The 22,068-nt window shown below is 48.7% G+C and carries 16 protein-coding genes; 11 read left to right on the forward strand and 5 right to left on the reverse strand.

Annotated features, from left to right (window positions below; genetic code table 11):
- Together C6Y45_RS05940 and C6Y45_RS05945 are read right to left on the reverse strand one after the other, a co-directional pair.
- On the reverse strand, nucleotides 1-260 hold a 260-nt coding region (locus tag C6Y45_RS05940; protein ID WP_107584236.1), incomplete at its 3' end, for a transposase.
- Nucleotides 261-480: 220 nt separating this feature from the next.
- Nucleotides 481-1,929 carry an aldehyde dehydrogenase family protein gene (locus tag C6Y45_RS05945; protein WP_107584238.1) on the reverse strand — a complete coding sequence of 483 codons (1,449 nt, stop codon included), beginning with the start codon at nucleotides 1,927-1,929 and terminating at the stop codon, nucleotides 481-483.
- Nucleotides 1,930-2,253: 324 nt separating this feature from the next.
- On the opposite strand from C6Y45_RS05945, the gene putP reads away from it, so the two are divergent.
- Nucleotides 2,254-3,735: a sodium/proline symporter PutP gene (putP, locus tag C6Y45_RS05950; RefSeq protein ID WP_107584241.1), complete on the forward strand. Its 1,482-nt coding sequence runs from the start codon at nucleotides 2,254-2,256 to the stop codon at nucleotides 3,733-3,735.
- A 153-nt stretch (nucleotides 3,736-3,888) separates the two neighbouring features.
- On the opposite strand, the gene C6Y45_RS17385 is transcribed toward putP, so the two are convergent.
- Complete coding sequence (locus C6Y45_RS17385) at nucleotides 3,889-4,047, reverse strand: hypothetical protein (RefSeq protein WP_160058163.1); 159 nt, start codon at nucleotides 4,045-4,047, stop codon at nucleotides 3,889-3,891.
- Between the two features lie 369 nt (nucleotides 4,048-4,416).
- Between C6Y45_RS17385 and C6Y45_RS05955 the strand changes: the two genes are divergently transcribed.
- The 10 genes from C6Y45_RS05955 (at nucleotide 4,417) to C6Y45_RS06000 (ending at nucleotide 20,058) form a co-directional block, all read left to right on the forward strand.
- Nucleotides 4,417-5,718 carry a M20 family metallo-hydrolase gene (locus C6Y45_RS05955; protein ID WP_107584243.1) on the forward strand — a complete coding sequence of 434 codons (1,302 nt, stop codon included), beginning with the start codon at nucleotides 4,417-4,419 and terminating at the stop codon, nucleotides 5,716-5,718.
- Nucleotides 5,719-5,729: 11 nt separating this feature from the next.
- Complete coding sequence (locus C6Y45_RS05960) at nucleotides 5,730-6,533, forward strand: DUF3100 domain-containing protein (protein WP_107584245.1); 804 nt, start codon at nucleotides 5,730-5,732, stop codon at nucleotides 6,531-6,533.
- On the forward strand, nucleotides 6,526-6,978 hold the full coding sequence (locus tag C6Y45_RS05965) for a hypothetical protein (protein ID WP_107584247.1): 453 nt from the start codon (nucleotides 6,526-6,528) through the stop codon (nucleotides 6,976-6,978). Before C6Y45_RS05960 ends, C6Y45_RS05965 begins: the two co-directional genes overlap by 8 nt.
- A 513-nt stretch (nucleotides 6,979-7,491) precedes the next feature.
- Nucleotides 7,492-10,254, forward strand: a complete 2,763-nt coding sequence (gene ppc / locus C6Y45_RS05970) for a phosphoenolpyruvate carboxylase (RefSeq protein ID WP_107584249.1) — start codon at nucleotides 7,492-7,494, stop codon at nucleotides 10,252-10,254.
- 295 nt (nucleotides 10,255-10,549) lie between these two features.
- Nucleotides 10,550-11,551 carry a BMP family ABC transporter substrate-binding protein gene (locus C6Y45_RS05975; RefSeq protein ID WP_107584251.1) on the forward strand — a complete coding sequence of 334 codons (1,002 nt, stop codon included), beginning with the start codon at nucleotides 10,550-10,552 and terminating at the stop codon, nucleotides 11,549-11,551.
- Between the two features lie 30 nt (nucleotides 11,552-11,581).
- Nucleotides 11,582-13,384 carry a sensor histidine kinase gene (locus C6Y45_RS05980; protein WP_107584253.1) on the forward strand — a complete coding sequence of 601 codons (1,803 nt, stop codon included), beginning with the start codon at nucleotides 11,582-11,584 and terminating at the stop codon, nucleotides 13,382-13,384.
- A 66-nt stretch (nucleotides 13,385-13,450) separates the two neighbouring features.
- Nucleotides 13,451-14,170 carry a 5-oxoprolinase subunit PxpB gene (gene pxpB, locus C6Y45_RS05985; protein ID WP_425427858.1) on the forward strand — a complete coding sequence of 240 codons (720 nt, stop codon included), beginning with the start codon at nucleotides 13,451-13,453 and terminating at the stop codon, nucleotides 14,168-14,170.
- On the forward strand, nucleotides 14,167-14,934 hold the full coding sequence (locus C6Y45_RS05990; protein WP_107584257.1) for a LamB/YcsF family protein: 768 nt from the start codon (nucleotides 14,167-14,169) through the stop codon (nucleotides 14,932-14,934). The genes pxpB and C6Y45_RS05990 overlap by 4 nt, the downstream gene beginning before the upstream one ends.
- On the forward strand, nucleotides 14,931-15,875 hold the full coding sequence (locus tag C6Y45_RS05995) for a 5-oxoprolinase subunit C family protein (protein ID WP_107584259.1): 945 nt from the start codon (nucleotides 14,931-14,933) through the stop codon (nucleotides 15,873-15,875). The genes C6Y45_RS05990 and C6Y45_RS05995 overlap by 4 nt, the downstream gene beginning before the upstream one ends.
- A gap of 481 nt (nucleotides 15,876-16,356) precedes the next feature.
- A complete protein-coding gene (locus C6Y45_RS06000) occupies nucleotides 16,357-20,058 on the forward strand; it encodes a chitobiase/beta-hexosaminidase C-terminal domain-containing protein (protein ID WP_107584261.1) in 3,702 nt (1,233 codons plus the stop codon).
- 478 nt (nucleotides 20,059-20,536) lie between these two features.
- Here C6Y45_RS06000 and C6Y45_RS06010 read toward each other — a convergent pair whose 3' ends face one another.
- A complete protein-coding gene (locus C6Y45_RS06010; RefSeq protein WP_107584265.1) occupies nucleotides 20,537-20,875 on the reverse strand; it encodes a hypothetical protein in 339 nt (112 codons plus the stop codon).
- A gap of 143 nt (nucleotides 20,876-21,018) precedes the next feature.
- The gene (locus tag C6Y45_RS06015) at nucleotides 21,019-21,954 is read right to left on the reverse strand and encodes an AEC family transporter (RefSeq protein WP_107584267.1); all 936 of its coding nucleotides are present in this window, start codon (nucleotides 21,952-21,954) and stop codon (nucleotides 21,019-21,021) included.
- Nucleotides 21,955-22,068: the final 114 nt, after the last annotated feature.

Raw genomic sequence — 22,068 nt, forward strand, 5'->3', positions numbered from 1 at the left:
TTCTCCTCTGCCAAGTCCCGCCGGGCTTTTTCCGACATTTCCAGCTGGCGCTTGTATTCGGTGGCCGTGTACAGGCTGTCCTGCCGGCTTTTTTCCGTTTCGTTCTGTTCGTCCTTATAGGCTTTGACCCAGCGCATCAGGGAACTGTAGGAAATGCCGAGTTCCCGTTCCAGGTCCGCGGGACGGCGCCCATCCTCCACCACCAGCTTCGCGACATATCGCCGGAATCTTCTGTCGTAATGTTTTTTCTCCTTCTCCATTTCCTTCTCCTCCTCCGGTTGCTTTCGTTAGCTGTATTCTATCACTTTGGCGTGTCTACTTTTTATACTAACTTCATATTCCGCAGAAAGTTGGCAGAATCGCGCGGCTCCCGATCCCGTAGTTTCACTCAAAAAGGCTGATCCGGTGCAATAACTAACCGGATCAGCCTTTTTGAATTTGAGGTAGGAAGCGGATTTTCTCTTCCGCTTTTTTCATGCGTTAAAATGGGTAGCTTCGTCTGCCGTTTTGAACGGAGATCCATTTTTCCGTCGTGAATTTGTCGAGTGCCCATTCACCTCCGAAACGTCCGAGCCCGGACTGCTTTTCACCGCCGAAAGCGGCGTGGGCTTCGTCGTTTACGGGCTGGTCGTTTACGTGAATCATTCCGGTATCCACCTTTTTAGCAAATTCCACGGCGCGGTGAATGTCCCGGGAGTGCACAGCACCACTCAAACCGTAAGGTGTACTGTCAGCGAGTTCGACCGCTTCTTCCTCTGTACGGAAAGTGAGAACGGAAACGACCGGTCCGAACATTTCTTTTGCCGCTGCCGGCATATCCCGTGTCACGTTCGTTAAAATTGTCGGTTCCATTACGGCTCCGTCAGATCCGCCTCCGTAATGAAGTTCAGCACCTTCTTCCACGGTGGCCTGAATTTCCTTTTTCAGCCGCTCCGTCTCTTCCTCACGGATAAGCGGTCCGATTACTGTCTCTTTTTTAGAAGGGTCTCCGGTTTTCAGGCGGGCAGTTTTCTCGGTGAACAGCCGGAGGAATTCGTCGTGCACATCTTCATGCACGAGCAGACGATTTGCGCTCATACATATCTGGCCCTGATGAAGAAACTTTCCAAACGCGGCGGCATCGGCAGCCTGCTCCAGATCGGCGTCCTCAAGAACAACAACAGCGTTATTACCTCCGAGTTCGAGAGCCGTATCTTTTATCTGCGAACCGGCGAGACTTGCGATATGGGAGCCGACTTCCGTTGACCCGGTAAAAGATATAACACCGGGAACAGGATGTTCGACAAACGCATCCCCGATTTCCGAGCCGCGACCTGCCGTTACGTTAAGAACGCCTGCCGGAGCTCCGGCTTCCCGGAAAATATCCGCAATGAGCGTGCCGGCCGTCACGATCGTATCCGATGCAGGCTTCAAAACGACCGTGTTGCCGGAAGCAATGGCCGGGGCGACGGAACGAAGCGACAGATGGAAAGGGAAATTCCACGGACCGATTACTCCGATGACGCCTTTTGGAGACTTATAAATACGATTTTCCTTTCCGGGAGTATCGGAATCGAGAATCCGGCCCTGCATCCGGTAAGGAAAAGAAGCAGACTCTTTCACAATACCAAGGGCGGCGCCGAATTCAATTTCTGCTTTAACGAGTGTACTTCCGGACTCTTTCACGAGCCAGTCTATAATTTCTTCTTTTCTCTTTTCCATGACGTGTGCCACGTTTTCTAGAAGCTCCCTCTTTTCCGAGGGGAGGGTCTTCTGCCAGCTGTTAAAGGCTTCTTCAGCTGAGCGGAAAGCTTTATCCAAATCTTCTGCCGAAGCAGAAGACATGGTAAATAATGTTTCTCCGGTGTAGGGATTCAGATTTTCCAGTGACTTACTGCTGGAGCCGTCCACCCATTCTCCATTAATAAACTGCTTAGCATATGTGGTCATAAGAGGTACCTCCTGATGTAAAGTAGTTGATGAAAACCAAATAAAAGCTTTTTGATTACTTTCTGCAGCTTCCCGTACAGCTATTCCCCCGTACCGGCGAACCGAAACTGAAGGGAAGGAAATCCGGAACGGTAATTCCTGTACAGCAAGTCTAAATGCTTTAAAAGAACCATATATTCCCATAACTATGCGCTTTTCGTCTGTTAATCAGCTGTAGCAATGCTGAAACTTTCAGGCTATAATGAAGTATGCAACAAAATTATCGGAATTTTCGAGGGGAGGACCGTAGACGGAGAGTCTATTTTATGCTAAGGGGGAATTAACATGTTTGTAGAAGATACGACGCCGATTATTATTACGTTTATTGTCTATCTTTTAGGTATGCTGACGCTTGGTCTTATCGCATACAAAATGACATCAAACTTATCGGACTACGTACTTGGGGGCAGACGTCTCGGTGCCGGAGTTGCTGCACTATCTGCCGGTGCTTCGGACATGAGCAGCTGGCTTCTGCTCGGACTTCCGGGAGCGCTGTACGCTTCCGGTCTGGTAGAGGCATGGATTGCGATTGGGCTTGCAGTCGGTGCTGTCATTAACTGGCTGCTCGTCGCCGGACGGCTTCGTTCCTATACAGAGGTGGCGAACGATTCCATTACACTTCCGGACTTTTTTGAAAACAGATTTAACGATAAGTCACGGTCGCTCAGAATTGTTTCAGCCGTACTAATCTTAATTTTCTTTACGTTCTATACCTCTTCGGGTCTTGTCGGCGGCGCGATCCTGTTTGAGAGCTCGTTTGGGCTGGATCAGCAGACAGCGCTCTGGATCGGTGCCATTGTCATTATTTCCTATACGTTCCTCGGCGGGTTTCTTGCCGTAAGCTGGACAGACTTTGTGCAGGGGATTCTTATGTTCCTGGCACTTATCATTATTCCTATCGTCGCAATTTTTGACTTTGGGGGTGTCGGTCCGACTTTCGATACGATCCGCAGTATTGATCCGAACAACTTAAGTCTGTTCGGCGGTGTAGGAATTATCGGGATCATCTCCCTTCTCGGTTGGGGGCTTGGGTATTTCGGTCAGCCGCACATTATCGTTCGTTTTATGGCGATCCGTTCCATGAAGGAGCTGCCTAAAGCGCAGACGATCGGTATTACGTGGGTGATTCTATCGATGACAGGGGCGGTATTTACCGGTCTCGTCGGTATTGCCTACTTTGCCGATCAGCCGCTGGATAATCCGGAAACCGTCTTTCTTTCCTTTACTCAGGTACTCTTTCATCCAGTCGTAGCCGGGGTGCTTCTGGCAGCGGTACTTGCAGCAATTATGAGTACTGTTGACTCCCAGCTTCTCGTATCATCTTCTGCGCTGGCGGAAGACTTTTACAAAGGATTCCTTCGTAAAAATGCGTCTCAGAAGGAACTGGTCATGGTCGGCCGGTTCGGGGTTCTTGCTGTAGCAGGTGTTGCGCTGATCCTTGCCCAGGATCCGGACAGTACAGTGCTTGAACTTGTAAGTTACGCCTGGGCCGGTCTCGGGGCTACATTCGGTCCGCTGATTCTATTCTCGCTTTTCTGGAAGCGGATGACGAGAAACGGGGCGCTCGCCGGAATGATTTCCGGTGGTGCTACAGTGCTTATCTGGGTGCAGATCCAGGCAGGCGGCTTGTTTGATCTTTATGAACTCGTACCTGGCTTTATCATCTCCTCACTGATGATTATTCTCTTCAGTTATATCGGACCTGCTCCGACGAAGGCAATGGAAGATGATTTTGAAAAAGCCCGGGCAATGAACAAAGGAATGTAACAGCTTACTGATTCCCCCATGACTAAAAACGTCATGGGGGAATTTTTCACCGCCCCGGCATCCGACTTTATTTAAGGCAGGCAAAAAGAAGGGATTCTGTTTCTTTTCCCGAAAGCTACCTTGAAAATAATAAATGAACGTCTGCTTTCGTTTCTATGGAGAGGCTTTCCAAGGGGCCCGGCCTTCATCGCTCTGGAGTCCCTCCATGTCCACTACAGCTTCCGGTAAAAAAGACCAGGCACAAACAGGCTTCGTTCCACCTGTTGGGATAGAAGGTACTCTTACTGGAAAAGGACCTTTTTCATTCCTCATGGTGCAGCGATTTTGCACGCTCCGTTAAAGCTCCGGGTTGTATTTGAAGGTTGCCTGCGGCTCTTTACACCTGCCGCGGAGAAAGCATGCGGATGTCATTCCGCAGGTGTTTCTTCCCGGGCATCGTTTTACGGTAGAAAGAACAGTGTTTTTGAAAAGTAGAACTTTTCTTTTTCTATGAAAAAACGAAGTGGAAACCGGCTCGCGGAAGAAGGAGATTGAAAGATCCCGCAGGGCGTAAGCAAACCCGAAAATCTCCTCCACGGCAGGCCGGTTGGAAGCGAAATGTTTCTCCAGTCGTCAGCGAACTTTAATATAGCTTTCCCAAAAATAAAGTAAGAGTATTAGGAAGAAAGGAGTACGGTGAATATGAAAGACTTCTCACTTGAGTTTTACGAACAGCTCGTGGAAGGTTACGATTCGGTACTTGACCGGGATGGAATCAGCGGGGAACGCACAGCCCACCGGCTCGCGGCCCTCTGTGCAATAGGTCTGACAGATCAGCAGGGGTCCCACAGGCTGGCGTTTTCCAAAGAGGAAAAAGAAGCAAAGCTGCTCGTCCAGTACTGGATGGAAAAAGCCGGCATGATCGTCCGTACGGACGGAGCAGGAAACGTGATCGGAAGGATTGAAGGGACAGCTTCTGAAAAAACCGTTCTCTGCGGTTCCCACGTAGATACCGTGCCAAATGGCGGGCATTTTGACGGTGCGCTCGGAGTCATTGCAGCGATTGAAGTGGCAGAAGCTTGGCAGGAAGCAGGGTACGTTCCTGAAAAAAGTTATGAAGCAATTGTTTTCTCCGATGAAGAGGGGGCAAGATTTCATGGGGGAATGACTGGGAGTAAAGCATTTATGGGAGAGCTGGAAGAAGAAAAAGAAACGAAACGTATAGATATTTACGGAAAAAGCTTCGAGGAAGTAATGAAAGAAAACGGGCTTACGATGGAATCGGTCGTGTCGGCCGGGGCGGACCTCAGCCGTTATGATTCCTACATGGAAGTACATATCGAACAGGGGAAAGAGCTGGAAAAATTAAATCAATCCACCGGAATCGTCACCGGCATTGCAGGGCCTGCCTGGCTGAAGCTCCGATTTAAAGGAGAAGCAGGACATGCCGGTAATACACCGATGAATGACAGAAAAGATGCGCTGGCAGCAGCCGGAGCCTTTGTGTCGTCTTTGACCCAGCTTCCTGCTAAAGCCTCGTCCACTGCTGTAGCAACGGTCGGAGAACTGAATGTTTTCCCTAACGGTGTCAATGTTATTCCGGGGGAAGTAACGTGTACGGTCGACGTGCGTGATATTCAGGTGAAGACGAGGGAGAAGCTTCTGAAGAAAATTACATCGCTGCTTGAAGAAATTGAAAAAAGCTGGGGTGTCTCCATAGAAAAAGAAGTAAGTATGAAAATCGATCCGGTCCCGGCGGATAAAGATCTTCAGAAAACCGCCGCGGAGATTCTCGGTGCAGAAGCGGTCTACCTTCCGAGCGGTGCGGCTCACGATGCGATGATTATCGGCAGGTATCTTCCGATGGCAATGCTCTTTACGAAAAGCAGGGATGGAATCAGCCATAACCCGAAGGAATGGTCCGCATTAAAAGACTGTATGAATACGATTCACGTACTGAAGAAAATGATCGAAAAAAGGTGCTCTGTTACTGAACAGAGATAAAGGAGGAGAATATGGCAGCGGATAAGGCGTATGGACTCTGGAAGGACTGGAAACTTCACGTTGTAGTACTTGGAATTGTTATTATCGCAGAGAGCATCGGCCAGTTCAGTTTTACGATTGGACCGGGTGTGGTGCTTCTGCTGCCGATGCTTTACGCGATCATCATTGGACTGATTGTTTTCTTCACACCATTTATTTCAGAAAAACAGGCAAAAAATGCCGAGCCGCTGATCGTTCTCGGGGTGGCACTGCTGCTCGCAAAAATCGGGGTAATTATCGGACCGTCTCTTCCGGAAATTATTGCAGCCGGACCGGCTCTTCTGCTGCAGGAATTCGGAAATCTCGGCACGATTTTCCTCGCGCTCCCTATTGCGATTATGCTTGGACTGAGAAGAGAAGCGATTGGAATGACGCACTCTGTCGCGCGGGAGCCGAATGTCGGACTGATCATGGATAAATTCGGGATGAATTCCCCCGAAGGACGGGGCGTTATGGCCGTCTATATTTTCGGTACGGTATTCGGTGCGGTGTTTATGGGGCTGATTGCAGGCTTTTTAGCAACACTGACGCCGCTTTCTCCACTGTCTTTTGCCATGGCTTCAGGCATTGGAAGCGGCAGCATGATGGCAGCGGCAAGCGGATCACTTGTCGGCTCCTTCCCGGAAATGGAAGATTCGATCGTAGCATTTGCCGGGGCGAGTAACCTGCTTTCTCTCTCAACGGGCCTGTACTTAAGTATCTTTGTCGGGCTGCCTCTTACCGAGAAACTGTACGCGTTTATGATGAGACGGAAGGAGCGGAAAAACAATGCTTAAAAATATTCAGGAATGGACACTGCTGCTTTGTATTTTTGGAATATCCGCTCTGTTCGGCAACTGGCTCGGCTACGAGATAGCCCCCTTGTCTGCTGTACCGGGGATGATCGTGCTGATTCTTATCTGTCTCGCAGGATTTATTTTGAGTGATTTAATTCCGATTCAGTTTCCGAGTGTTGCCTATATTGCGATTATCGGCATTCTCGTTTCCATGCCATGGACCCCGGGGGCAGAGTATATTGTTACGTGGACAAATGAAGTGGAGCTTCTTGCATTAACGACACCGATTCTTGCCTATGCCGGAATTTCCATCGGCAGATCATGGGCCGATTTTGCAAAACTCGGCTGGCGGACACTTATCGTAGCGAGCCTCGTCCTTCTCGGGACGTTTATCGGATCCGCGCTTATAGCGGAAGTCGTACTGCGTTTTCAGGGCATCATTTAAATTTTTTCGAAGAAATCCAGCGTAAGTATTTTTGAGGGCTGCAGCTTTGAAACACTCCGCTTTAAGAGGGGGCAGCTCTTTTTTATTTTTTCACCCGGATCAATCTCATAATAGAACTTTTTAAAACAAACGATTGAGCCGGATAATTTATGCCCCCCGGCAAATACCCGTTATGCGTTTTCCATGTTGTTCAGCATGCACTAACGGAATGAGCTTTTGATATCAAACAGAGTATGAAGGCAGAACAGGCCCGGATCCGGTGACAGCGGTGCTGAATCGCTGACATCATTACTATGCACAGCTTTTCTCCGGATCGCTCATGCAATGACAAAATAGTAAGAAAAAATTGATTATTAATGAGGCTTTCTGGTAATATGTTTGTTATTAAGCGCCGGTTCATCGTATGGCCTGGGTGGGACAGTTTATGTCACCTAGGACACAAGTTGTCCCACTTTGCTTTGGACAGTGCCATCAGGCGCAGGTTGAATTAATGTTTACAGGAGGGATCTTTTTATGACAGAAACACAGGATCAAAATGTGCAGCTGAGAAATGACGTCAACAAGCTGGGAAGTATTCTCGGAGAAGTGCTGAAAAAGCATGGAGGAGAAGAACTGTTTAATAAAGTCGAAGAGATCCGCGAACTGACAAAAGGACTGCGTGAAACCTTTGATGAAAACAAATACAGCTACTTAAAAGATGAAATTGCAAAATTGGAACCACCGATGCGCCAGCAGGTGATCCGGGCGTTTTCCATTTATTTTCATCTCGTAAATATTGCAGAACAGAACCACCGGGTGCGCCGGTCCCAGTTTTACCGCCGGGAACGGGATCAGGATATTCAGAGCCATTCCATTCAGGAAGCTGTGCTTGCCCTGAAATCAGATAACCATTCGGAGGAAACGATCCAGAAAATTCTCGATGATCTGTCGATCGAACTCATTATGACCGCTCATCCGACAGAAGCGACGAAGCGGACCGTACTGGAAATTCAAAAGCGGATTTCCACGATCCTTGAAAAGCTGGATCAGCCGGCTCTGCCTTACAAAAAGCGTAAAAACCTGGAGGAAAGCCTGTACAATGAGGTTACTGTTCTCTGGCAGACAGACGAACTCCGCCACCGGAAGCCGACAGTTATTGATGAAGTGAAAAACGGGCTGTACTATTTTGATCAGACGCTCTTTGACGTGCTGCCGGCCGTTCATCAGGAGCTCGAAGATGAGCTGCAGGAATATTTTCCTGAAAAGCAGTGGCAGGTTCCGAACTTTCTTAATTTCGGTTCATGGATCGGCGGCGACCGTGACGGAAACCCGTTCGTAACACCTGAAATTACGTGGGAAACGCTCAAGCTGCAGCGCGGGCTCGCTCTTCAGAAGTATGAAGAATCGCTGACGGATCTTATGAAACGGTTCAGTCAGTCCACAACGCGCGTGGACGTTTCGGAAGAATTCCTTCAGCATGTGGCTGAAGAAGAAAAGAAATATTTAACCGGACGCGAAAAATGGCAGATCGAAGGAGAAGTATACCGCAGGAAATTTGCTGTTATGCTGAAGCGTCTCCGTCAGGTGGAGTCCAAAGGGAAACACGCCTATGACCATGCCGAAGAGCTTCTCCGCGACTTGATGCTCATTCAGGAAAACGCAGAAGAACATCAGCTGGATAACATCCGCCTGAAAAAACTCAATAAGATGATCCGTCAGGTGCAGCTGTTCGGCTTCCACCTTGCGACACTTGATGTGAGGAATCACAGCGGCGAGCACGAGTCAGCTGTAGCCGAAATGCTTCAGGTAGTGGGGCTGGAAGGAGACTATGCTTCCCTCAGTGAAGAAAAAAAGCAGGAGCTGTTGATTCGCGTTCTCAAAGACCCGCGGCCGCTCATGCTGCTGAATGAAGATTATTCCAAGGAAACACGGGATATTTTTGACGTGTTTAAAATGATCAACAACGCTCATAAGGAGTTCGGTAAACGATCCATTGAAGTGTATCTTGTCAGCATGACACAGTCTGCAAGTGACCTGCTTGAAGTACTCGTACTTGCGAAAGAAGCAGGTATTTATCGACTGCACGTGGACGGTACGGTGGAGAGCAATTTGAACGTTGCCCCGCTGCTGGAGACAGTCGACGATCTGATTGCCGGACCGGAAATTATGAAGACGCTGTTTGATGCGGATATATACCGTAAACATATTGAACACCGCGGAAACCATCAGGAAATTATGCTCGGCTATTCCGACGGCAGTAAGGATGGCGGTACACTGACTGCCAACTGGAAGCTGTTTAAAGCCCAGCAGGAAATTCATAACATGGCGCGTGATTACGACGTCCGTCTGAAGTTTTTCCATGGACGCGGTGGTTCGCTTGGACGCGGCGGTGGTCCTTTGAACCGAAGTATCATGTCCCAGCCTGCCGAAACGCTCGGTGACGGTGTGAAAATTACGGAACAGGGGGAAGTGCTTTCCTCCCGTTACATGCTCGGAAACATCGCCTTTAGAAATCTGGAGCAGGCGGCTTCCGCATTAATTCAGTCCACTTCCAAAGTGCACCATACGGAAGAGCAGGCAACCGGACTGAAAAAAGAATGGGAAAATGCCATTGAGGAAATGTCTGATCACTCGCTCAAAAAATACCAGGATCTCGTGTTCGGCGATCCCGATTTCCTGACTTATTTCAAGCAGACGACACCGCTGAACGAACTGCGTGAGCTGAACATCGGTTCCCGTCCAATGAGCCGTAAAAACAGCGAAAAGTTTGAAGATCTCCGTGCTATTCCATGGGTATTCGCCTGGACCCAGTGCCGCCAGATGATTCCCGCGTGGTTTGCATCCGGCTCCGGTCTCGCCCGGTATGCAGAAAAAGGAGAAAAAGAGCTGCAGACACTGAAAGAAATGTATGAAGGCTGGCCGTTTTTCCGCTCCACGATCAATAACCTGCAGATGGCGCTTATGAAAGCGGACCTGACAGCAGCGAAAGAATACGTAGATCTTGTAGAAGATAAAGAAATTGGCGAGCGTATTTTTGGTATTATTTCTGACGAATTTGATTTAACAAAAGAAATGCTCCTGAAGATCTCCGGTTCGGAAGAGCTGCTGGATTTCACTCCAAACATTCAAGGCTCCGTTCACCTGCGGAACCCGTATGTGGATCCCCTGAACTTCCTGCAGGTCAATTTGATCCGGACGCTCCGGGAAACGAAAGAAGAGGAGCACACGGATGAAGTTCTCACAGAAGTACTGCTCACCATAAGCGGTGTAGCAGCAGGGCTGTTAAATACAGGCTGATACCTGCGCTGCCTTTCGAGTTGCTGTCGACTCGTGAGGCAGCTTTTTTTATCCTTTCAGTAAAACTGACTGAAATGTCTATTGTAATGGTACGTATGTCTTATTTAACCATTTTTTATACAGGTTACTTATTTTGACATTAGTGTCTTTCTTTCACCTCGTATTTCTCGGTTTCCGAAAGATAATTCCCGCTTGAAACCCATGGCGGTATAGACGAATAGGTCTTTATTCTAGTAAAATAGGGGTACATAAACTCGGATCGTGTCGTAATTTGTTGATTGGGAGGGGAACGTTTATGCAGCGGCAGATAAAGCAGAGCAGTGTCATTTTATGCCTAGCGTTTCTCTGTGCCATCATTCTTATAGGTTTTTTGTATTATTTATCAACACAAATGTTCCAGGCAGCGGATACTTCAGAGCTCAAGGAGGAAAAGCCGGATACCGTGATTCTCGTATCCGATGCAATTGCCGATCAGAGCTGGGGTAGCCATGCTCATCACAGCCGCCTTCGTGTGGAAGAAAAGTTTGGAATTAAAGCAGAGCTTTTTTCCGGTCTCGTTACGGAAACATTGAGAGAATACCGGACGGTAAAAGAAGCAGATAACGGACGGGATCTCATTATTGGCCATGGCAGAGAATACACGGAAGTATTCAATGACATTGCCGCTTCCTATCCGGAAACTAAATTTGTTTCGCTGCAGGGGACACCGGAGCACGATAACCAGGCTGTATATACGTACAACAACCTGGAGGCTGAGGTGCAGGCCCTGCTGGCAGGATCCATCAAATCGGAAACAAAAAAAATTGGAGTTCTCAGCAAAGAAGGAGATTGGAAAAGACATGAAGAAGTAGAAACTATTCTGCAGGAGCTGTGCGATGAAACAGAAGTCATTCATCGGACAGTGGAGAGCAGGAATAACAAGGAAGAAGCTCTTCAGGTTCTGGATGAACTGCTTGCAGAAGGAGCAGATGTTATTTATTCACGGGGAAATACATTTAACCGCTATGTGATTGAGCAGGCGCAGGTCCAGGATTTTTACATTATCGGCTTTATTACCGACCAGGCTTATCTGGCTGAAGAACAGATGATTACGAGTGTCCTGATTGATGTGCCTAAAATATATGAATATATTCTGGAAGACTATTTATCAAGGGACGGACTCGGAAGCGGTGTATATGACCTGACGAATCAGGAAGGCAGAAATATTAGCAGCACGGGTGATCTCGGGCCAATGTTTACGGACACGGATAAAGAAGAACTGGCTGAAAAACTGCAGGATTTTCCCGATAAACAGTAACGGAACTTTTTCATCGGCGGAGGGGTATATGTGAAGAATAGACGACATTCATGGAGCCTTCGCTCAAGAATATTAATTGTACTTCTGCTGCTTACGGGACTGCTGAGCAGCCTTTCTTTCTTTTTTATATACTCTCTCGATGAAATCAGTGAAGTTAGTGAATCGATGACATCTGATAATGTCCCTGAGCTCCTGTGGCTTGGTCACTGGGAAACGGAGCTGGCCATGAAGGAGCAGTATACGGAAATGGGAATAGAAACAGATTTCTGCTGTGATTTTATAAGCAATTACGAAAATATCGGAAACGAGGAAAACTCCCTGGAAGCCACGTATGGTGCTCCGCCGGCTTCTCTTGATTTTATTCAGCATGACCTCGATATGCTGGACTTTATGATTGAAAATAACGTAGGAGGACTTCTTGCCCTCGGTAATACGGAAGGTGCGGCCTCTTATATTGAAACAGAATATATGGCCCTGCTTGAGGAAATCCAGGGCAATCTCGCTGAAAATTATACAGTAGCCAATGCCGGGCTGGACTCCCAGCAGGATCGGTTTGGAGTTATTATTGAAGAAGCGCTGGATCTGCTGCTGCTTATTACATCAATAGGTGTTATTCTGTCGATTCTCGTCTCCTACAGAATCAGTGCTGTGTTTACACGTCCGGTGCAGAAAATGGAGCAGCAGCTGAATCATATCGCTGCAGGAAGCTACGGAGCAGTATTGGAGGAAACAAACCAGGTGGAGCTTCAGCCGCTCGCCCGTTCCATCAATGAAATGTCCTATCAGCTGAAACGTTCTTTTGATATGCTGACCGCGGATAAACAGTACAGAGAACAGATTCTCGATTCTCTACCGGTCGGAATTGTTACTTCGGATGAGCAGACAGAAGATGTGCAGCTGAACAAAGCAGCGAGAAAAGTGATGGGGGAGGACTTCGACGTATCGATGCTTCCAAGGCTGAAAAAAGAAGCGGAAGGTGTCCATCGATTCTGGGAAATCTTCGCCTCAAAAGGTATATTTCAAAACGAAAAAGTGTGGTATACCGATGGGAAGGAAGCGTGTACGTTTCTTGTTTCCCAGTCGGAGCTTGTAAATGAAAATCAGGAATCAATCGGTAGAATCTTTTATTTTATTAACATTACGGAAACAGAAAAACTGGAACAGCAGGTGCGCAGACAGGAAAAACTTGCAGTTATCGGAGAACTGGCGGCCGGAGCTGCCCACGAAATCCGGAATCCGCTCGCTGTCATTGACGGTTTTTTGAATTTGATGAAGCAGTCCCTTACAGAGGAGGAAGTCGACAAATTCCACCTGCACCTGCTTCTTAAAGAAATCGAGCGGATCAATGGAATTATTGAGGAAATGCTCATGCTTTCCAAGCCTGAAGCACCGAAGTTTCAGAAAGTGTACCTTCAGGATGTTATTGAAGAAATTCTTCCGCTCATGAAAGAAACACTGGATACGAAAAATATCGCTTTTCATATGGACCTCGAACAGAAAAAAATGTTTCTCGATACGAGCCAGATGAAGCAGGTATTCCATAACCTTTTCCGGAACAGCGCTGAAGCGGTGGGGGAACACGGCCGCATTGCCATCCTTGGAAAAGAGGAAAATGGTACTTACCAGGTGCAGGTTATTGATGATGGGCATGGTATACCGGGGGCAGCAGCGGAACAGATTTTTGATCCTTTTTCCACTACGAAAGAAAGCGGCACAGGACTCGGGCTGACGATTGCTGAGCGAATTATGGATAATCACCGGGGAAGAATCTTTTTAAAGGAAACATCCCCGGAGGGCACAGTCATCTGCCTGGAGTTTCCACTGAAAAATTGAGCAGTTCCTGTATATATAAACCGATGAATGGTTTTCACATAAAACACCGGGAAGGATGTGGACGATTTGATCAAACCCCTTGGAGATGCTGGTGTCAGAGTGTCTTTTGGTACGGAAATATCAGAAGAAGTACATCGGCAGGTACGCGCTTTTACTTCCGTTCTTGAAAGAGAGCCCGCAGATGGAATCATTGAATGGGTCCCCTCCTACACGGCGGTAACCGTTTTTTACGAACCGTGGAATCTTTCCTATAAAGAAGCAGCAGAACATATAGAAAAACTTCTGCAGCTGGCTGAGGAAGAAACGATCCCGGAAGGAAGAACCTGGCACCTTCCTGTCTGCTACAGCAGTGAATTTGCTCCTGATCTGGAAGGTATTTCGGAAAGCACCGGAATTTCTCCGGATGAAATTGTAAACAGGCATGTGGAATCGCTGTACACCGTTTATATGCTCGGCTTTACCCCAGGCTTTCCCTATCTCGGCGGTATGGATCCGGGTATTGCTGTCCCCAGACTTACAAGCCCGCGGTCTTCCGTTCCAGCGGGTTCTGTAGGAATTGCCGGGGAGCAGACCGGCGTTTATTCTCTCACTACCCCGGGAGGATGGCGTATTATCGGAAAGACTCCGGTGAAGCTCTACGATCCGGAGCGGGAAGAGCCGGTATTTTTAAGGGCAGGCGATAAAATTCGTTTTAGAGCTGTCACAAAAAAGGAATATGAACAAATAGAGGAAGAGATCAATAAAGGAGCATATGAAGTTACAGTGGAAGGAGGGAGAAGCTCATGAAAACAGATTTAAACAGCGATCTTGGAGAAAGCTTTGGAGCTTACGTCGTTGGAAACGAAGAAGGTGTGCTCCCTCATATTTCGTCGGTAAATATCGCCTGCGGCTATCACGCAGGGGATCATAACGTGATGGCCCGGACGGTTGAACTTGCCGTACGGTATGGAGTAGGGATCGGGGCCCACCCCGGATACCAGGATCTAATCGGCTTCGGACGCCGGCATATTGACACGTCAGCCGAGGATATTTATCATGCTGTGCTTTATCAGATCGGTGCTCTTCAGGCTTTCTGCCGCGTCCGTGGCGTTCCTCTGCAGCATGTAAAGCCTCACGGTGCCCTGTTCAATAAGGCAGCAGTAGACGCCGGGACGGCAGAAGCTGTAGCCAGGGCAGTTGCGGATACAGACCGCTCCCTCATTCTTTACGGCCTGGCAGGGAGTGAACTGATTCATGCGGGTGAAAAGGCCGGCCTCGTTACAGCACAGGAAGTTTTTGCAGACAGAACGTACCAGGCTGACGGTACACTGACGCCAAGAAGTGAACCGAACGCGATCATAACAAACACCTCGACGGCGGTGGCGCGGGCGGTACGTATGGTGACGGAAGGAAAAGTGACCGCTGAGGACGGACGGGAACTTGCGATTCAGGCTGACACAGTATGTATTCACGGCGATGGAGATGCTGCCGCAGAGTTTGCCCGCGAACTGCGGCGTGCACTTGCAGAGGCCGGGGTCGAAGTTGCGGCTCCCGGGATGGTGAAAAAATGAGCGGGTTTAAAGTGGAAAAGCAGGGGCTTCTGACGACCGTTCAGGACAAAGGCCGGCCGGGCTACCAGCAGTACGGTATTATTGTTGGCGGAGCGATGGACCCATGGGCACTGCGGCTTGCCAACGTGCTTGTTGGAAATCCGGACGGCGCCGCAGGTCTTGAAATTACGATGATGGGACCTGAGCTTGTGATGACAGCTGACACGAAGATTGCTGTAGGTGGAGGAGATCTCTCTGCCTCCATTGACGGAAAAGATATTCCTTTATGGACGGCAGTACCGGTTTCTGCCGGTCAGACAATTTCGTTTGGAAAACCCCGTTCCGGTGTCAGGGCGTATATTGCTTTTGGAGGAGGAATTGATGTGCCGGAAGTGCTCGGAAGCCGGTCTACTTACATCAAAGCAGAACTCGGGGGCTATGAGGGACGGGAACTGAACAAGGGGGATCACGTTTCACTACTGCCAAAAACGTCAGACGTTCCGAGACGCAGACTTCATCCATCCCTGATTCCGGACTACGATAAAACCCGCCCGGTACGGGTTATTTCCGGACCGGATGAAGATTTGTTTAACGAAGATACGATGAGCCGTTTTTACGAAAGCGAGTTTTATTTAACAAATGAAGTCGACAGAATGGGCTACCGGCTGGAAGGGCCGGGTCTTGCTCCGGAAAAAGAAGCAGGAATACTTTCTGATGCTACTACGATGGGGACGATTCAAGTCCCGGCAGGAGGGCAGCCGATGCTCCTCCTTGCCGACCGCCAGACAGCAGGCGGTTATGCACGAATAGGGACAGTAATACAGGAGGACATGCCCCGGGTGGCTCAGTACGGTCCCCACGAAAAAATTCAGTTTTCCGCGGTAAAGGTGGAAGAAGCACAGCAGCTCATAATCAAACGGGAGCAGGCTTTCCGCTGTCTGATGAAACTGCTGCACCTGTGACATTCGCATCGTTTTTAAAGTCTTAAATAAAAACCAGGTCTAAAGATATAGAATGATGAATCAAATATGTGAAAATATGAGTTGTATATAAGAAATGGAGTTATGCTTTCCACATAACTCCATTTTTTTCATCCTTTTCTCTTTGAAGTAAAAGATGAAAGTTCTTTCAGGTATGTTAATTGTTCTGCCAGGGAAAATCGTAAAGGTAGATCAGCATACGTGCTGTTCGTGGATTTTAGGTAAAAACGATTTGAACGAATTTTCAGAAAAAATAAAACGGAAATATGATGACGCTAGGATTTTAACATAAGAAAAGTTTCAATTCTTTTTCATGCTACAAATATGAAACTAAAGACACGGGCTTAATTCCCTTCAATCCTTCAGCTCACGCTTCTTATAAAAGCGGTTTCATGATACGATCGAATTGATATTTCGGTAATATCCGGAAAATCAACTACATACATAAGAGGAGGAATCCAGTTTGGAAACTTGCATAAAAGCTGGAAGAAAAGCTTTATTTATTGTTCTTGCCGTGCTGCTGACGGTAACAGCATTTTCCCCATCTGTTATGGCGAATAACGGAAATGGGAACGGCGGACAAGGGGAAGGGAGTGGCGAGGGCCCGAAGAGAGCCGTGCAGGAAGTCACAGTTTTGGATGAAACAAATTTCGAAGTGGAATTTGACAAAACGTACCCACAGGGCATCGCCATCGAAAGGATGATCGATGTCTCTATTACCACATCAGAAGGGGAAGAACTGCAGCCGGAACTGACGAACTATGAAGTCAACGCGGACAACCGCTCAGAAGTGCAGGTGACGCATGATGCAGACCTTTCGGAAACAGCGGGGGAGCTTGACGTGAACGGCGTGACAGCAGCATTTGATTTTCTGCCGGAGGAAGAAGAGCCGGCTGGTCCAACAATTGCTGACGTACGTGGAGAAGAACTGGAGACAGAGCAGACTTTAACAGGAACAGTGACGGCCCATTTTGAAGAAGGCGGCCAGACGAACATGTACGTCCAGGACGAAACAGCGGCGATACTTGTGCGCGGTTCGGGGCTTGGAGACTCCTATAATATCGGTGATAAAGTAACCTTTACCGGGGAACTGAACGAATTCCGCGATATGATCCAGCTGCTTGTGGAAGATTCAGAGCTCGTGGAAGCTTCCCACGGGCTGATTGAGCCGGAAATGGTGGACGCTTCATTCTTCGATCAGGAGATGGATGATGTCCAGGCGAAGCTGATCGAAATTGAGGATGTGTCTGTACTTGATAACGTTGGTTTTAACGATTTCAATGCAGAAGACGGGGCAGGAAATGATTTTCTTGTTTTGGGACAGTTTTCTGACGTAATGGAAAACACCTCCTACGATTCGATCGTCGGCGTTGTAAATTATCATTTCAACGAACTGAAGCTGATGCCGAGAAACAATGACGATCTGATTGAGGACGCTTCGGTTACACGTCCGGTGCGTGCTGCTCCCGAAACCGGGCAGGTAGCTGCAGGGACGAAAGTAACGCTTTCTTCTGCAACAGAAGAAGCGGAAATTTACTACACGCTGGATGGAAGTGAACCGTCTGAAGAAGCAGAGCTTTACACAGAGCCGATCGTTATCGATGAAGCTGTTACAGTGAAAGCAGTGGCGGTGAGCGACGGGCTGGAGCCGAGCGAAGTGCGTGAATTCACGTATACGATTCAGCCGGAAGCAGGGGATGTACAGATTTACGACATTCAGGGAAGTTCCCACATCTCGCCTTACGAAGATACAGCTGTCCGTGAAGTGCCGGGCATTGTCACTCATACAGAAAACAGCGCTTTTTACTTCCAGAGTGAAGAGTCGGACGGAGACGTAAATACGTCGGAGGGAATTTTCGTTTACCTTCCCAACCACGGGGTGTCCACTGGTGACGAAGTGCACGTAAGCGGCACGGTTACAGAATGGGAGGAAGACGGTTTTGACGGGAACGACGACCTGACGACGACGCAGATTACCGGGTCGGAAGTCCAGGTGGTTTCGGAAGGGAATGACCTGCCGGACCCGATTGTGATCGGTGAGGATCGGGACATTCCGGAAGAACTCGTCGCTGATCCGGAAAGCTATGACATTTACGATCCGGACACATTCGATGCAGAAAACAACGCACTGGATTTTTATGAAAGTCTCGAAGGGATGCTCGTGGAAATTCCGGGGCAGGTAACAGTAACCGGGCCGCAGAAATACGATGAGCTGACTGTTATTTCAGAAGAATGGGACGTTGAAAACCGCACCGATTCCGGCGGAGTTTACCTGGAGGAATCGGAATTCGATGCGGAACTGAATACAGAAATTATGTTCGTAAATGCTCCGCGCAACACAGTCGCTAAAACCGGCGACTATTTTGAAGAAGCAGTAACAGGCGTTATGTCGTACAATTTCGGCAACTTCAAACTGGAGCCGGTGGACGGAGGCTTTCCGGAGCTGATGGACGGCGGTAACGAGCGCCGTGACGAAACGACAATCGATTTTGAAGAAGATAAGCTGACGGTAGCTACGTATAACGTGGAAAACTACTACCCGGGTGTGTCATCTGAGAAAACAGAGCGCCTTGCCAATTCAATGGCAAATGAACTGGACGCTCCGGACATCATTACGCTCGTGGAAGTAATGGATAACGATGGCACGACAGACAGCGGCAATACAGAAGCGGATGAAAGCTATCAGACGCTGATTGATGAAATCCGTGACCAGGGCGGTCCGCAGTATGCCTTTACGGATGTAGCACCGGTCGACGGCATGGACGGCGGTATTCCAGGAGGAAACATCCGTGTCGGCCATATTTACCGCACCGACCGTGTGGAACTCGCGGATGACAGCACCGCTGACGCGACAGAAGCAGTGCAGATCGGTGAAAACGGAGAACTGAGCCACGGAACGGGTTTTATTGATCCGGAAAATGAGGCTTTCCAAAACTCCCGTAAACCGGTAGTATCCGAATTTATTTTTAAAGGTGAGTCTGTTTACGTAATCGGCAATCACTGGAACTCGAAGCGCGGCGACCTCGCTCCTTACGGTATGGAACAGCCGCCCGTACAGGGAAGCCGGGAGCAGCGTATGGAAATTGCAGAAGTTGTCGGCGGATTTGTCGAAGAGCTGAATCAGAAGGCAGACGATCCGAACGTTGTGGTACTCGGCGACTTTAACGACTTCCCATGGTCCCCGCCGGTAGAAACAATGGTGGAAATGGGTGACCTTTACAATGCGATATATGAACTGCCGCGCAGCGAGCAGTATACGTACAACTACAACGGCAGTTCCCAGTCCCTTGATTCGATCGTTGTATCCGAGCACCTTCAGTCAGGACTTGACGTGGATGCCATGGCGATCAACTCCGAATTCATGGAAACTCACGGCCGGGCGAGTGACCACGATCCAATCATGGTACAGCTCGAAGTTCCGGACATCGATCCGGACTACGATATGGGGGATGTGACACCGCCGGAAATAACGTTTGTGGATGATGAGCTGAATGAAAATCCACGGATTGAAATGACAGCCGGAGAAGAGTTTACGGTTCCGGAAGTAACGGCTGTCGACGACGTGGACGGTGATATTACGGACCAGGTGGAAGTGACTAATAACGTGGATCCGGACAGTGCCGGTACGTATACGGTGCGCTATGAAGCAGCAGACGAAGCGGGCAACCGCGGCCAGCTCACGCTGACGGTTGTTGTTCAGTCCGACGCTGACGCTCTCGAAGAACTCGCTAACGGCTCTTTTGAAGAGTGGGAGGACGGCCTTCCTGTGGGCTGGTATGGAGAAGCTTCGAATACTGCGATGTCCCGTGTAAACCAGTCGGATGACTCGTTTGACGGGGAATATGCAGTGCAGCTTGAACGTGACAATACAAGCCATCAGCGGTTTACTACGGAAGCCTACCGCATGGAAGAAGGAGCGGTGTACGAAGTGACTTTCCAGGTGAAAGGCACCGGGGAAATCCGTAACGCGATGTACGCCCCCGGCTACCATGGAAACAATTACAGTAATTACTCCGGCTACACTGTACTGGAAGACAGTGACTGGCAGGAAGTAACGTGGGAATACGAAGCACCGGGGAACGGAGAAGCAGAAATTATTTTCTCTGTAAGAAACACTTCCGGAGAGCATCTGCTTGTTGATCAAGTGGAAGTGGAAAAGGAGTAAAAGAAGCGAAGAAAAAGCCCTGCCGGTGGACGGCGGGGCTTTTTTTGCTGAGCAGCAGTTGGGAACGGGAAGACTATGCGGTAATTCGGGAAGAGAAGCCGTCGCCTCCATTAATTTTCTTCGTATTTCTGCCAGCCTCCTGAAAGAAAACACTCTTTAGTGACCTTCGCAGAAGAAATCCACTTCTGCGTTCTGTTTTGCTTTGAAATGGGGTGTTTTGGAAGGGGCGGCGAGGCAATTCTACCAAAGGAAAGCGTATTTCTACCAACACGGTCCGGAATAGTACCAACTCGTCCCCGGAATTCTACCAACCTTCTAAGTATTTCTACCAAATAAGAATATTTCTACCAAATGCAAGCGTATTTCTCCCAACTTTCCACCGAATACTGCCAACTCTCAGAGGCGCAGCTGATCCCTTTTCAGGATCTTTAAGGGCTGCGTTCCGGGAAGATCTATACAGTATAGCGGAGAGAACAGTCTAGGCGGATTCTTCTCCCGGTAATTTTTTAGTTTCTTTACTAAGTATATAGATCCAGCATACAGAGAAAATAATGTAAATCCAGTCGAAAAAAGCGCCGGTTCCGGAAGTCAGAATACTACCGATTATTGCACCGCTGAACATCATGCCGGCCGAAAGCTGGAAGATGTGCAGCCGGAGAAGCGGCAGTTCAACGCGGAAAAAAGCAAGAAGGCCTATAACGAATAAAATAATAACAATAATAGTCCAGATAGCAGGGAAGGATATCGTCCGGTCAAGAACGGTAAGTAAAAGAAAAGCCGGTACGAGCCATCTTACCTGGCGCTGAAAGGTTTCCATAAAGATCTCTCCTTAATTTTACGAGTGGGAGGGTGGTTTCATCGTGTGATCTTTTAATACTTCAAAGTTTTCAGTTGGCTCTTTTACTCTCATTCCGAAAGTCTCATAACCGTAAGGTCCGGCCGTCTTTTTTCACCCCGTATTTAAAAAAGAAATGAAGCGGCGTAGACGACGAGCGGGATTGTTCCCATCGACAGGATTGTTGAAAAGGAAATAGTCATAACCGCGCTATCTTCGTCATCCGTATAGCGGGTAAAGAGAATGGCCGCGAGCATAAAGGTCGGCATGCCGGAAAGCACGATGACGACGTTTCTCGTCATTTCCTCCAGCGGAATAAACGGAAGAATAGTGAGTGTTAATGCAGGGATGGCAAGCAGCCGGACCGTGAGCGGGAACCAGATCTGGGGATACACCCGGAACCCGGTCCGCCGGAGCAGCTGCTGCAGGAGAATGCCGGTATACAGCATGGCAAGCGGAGCGGCAAGACCCGATAAAAGCTCTACAAGCTGGCGGATGACGGCCGGCGGCTCAAGCTCAAGAAACGCGGAGCTGATGCCGATAATGACCGCAGCGAGCGGCAGATTGATAAGAGATTTCAGCTGCTTCAGCCGGAACGAGCGTCCGGACTGCAGAAGATAAAGGCCGACAGTAAAAATAACGAAGTCCAGTCCAGCATCAAAAATCGCAGCGAGAAGCCCGCCGGTCGGCCCGAAAATCGTGGCGCAGAGCGGAATGCCGATAAAGCCGGTATTTCCGAGGGCGGCGAGGACCGTCATTCTTTTCGCAAACGTGGAGCGGAAGCCTGCTATTTTCGCAAATAAAAGAGCAAATACGATTGCCCCAAGATGAAAAATGATAGAAAGTCCAAAAATAATGCCGACCTGACGGAGCAGCTGATCGGAAACGTCCGTGTTGAATACCCCGTTTAAAATGACGGATGGCACAGCTATGTTTAATACGACGACAACGAGAAGCTGTTTGGTTTCGGTAGTAATATGTACTTTATAGGAGAGAAAAACACCTAAAGCGACCATCAGTCCCATGACTGTGATCGCTGTGGCTACGACAGCAGTTTCCATAAGCAGGACCTCCACAAAAACATTTCAATTATAGATGTCTAAATACCGGAAAGGAAGTGGCTTCCAGTTAAGGATAGCATGAATTCCAGGAAAAAAACGAGAGTCCGGGTGGGA

Origin of the sequence: Alkalicoccus saliphilus (genome assembly GCF_003044065.1) — a bacterium.
In the GTDB taxonomy this organism is placed as follows: Bacteria; Bacillota; Bacilli; order Bacillales; family Salisediminibacteriaceae; genus Alkalicoccus; species Alkalicoccus saliphilus.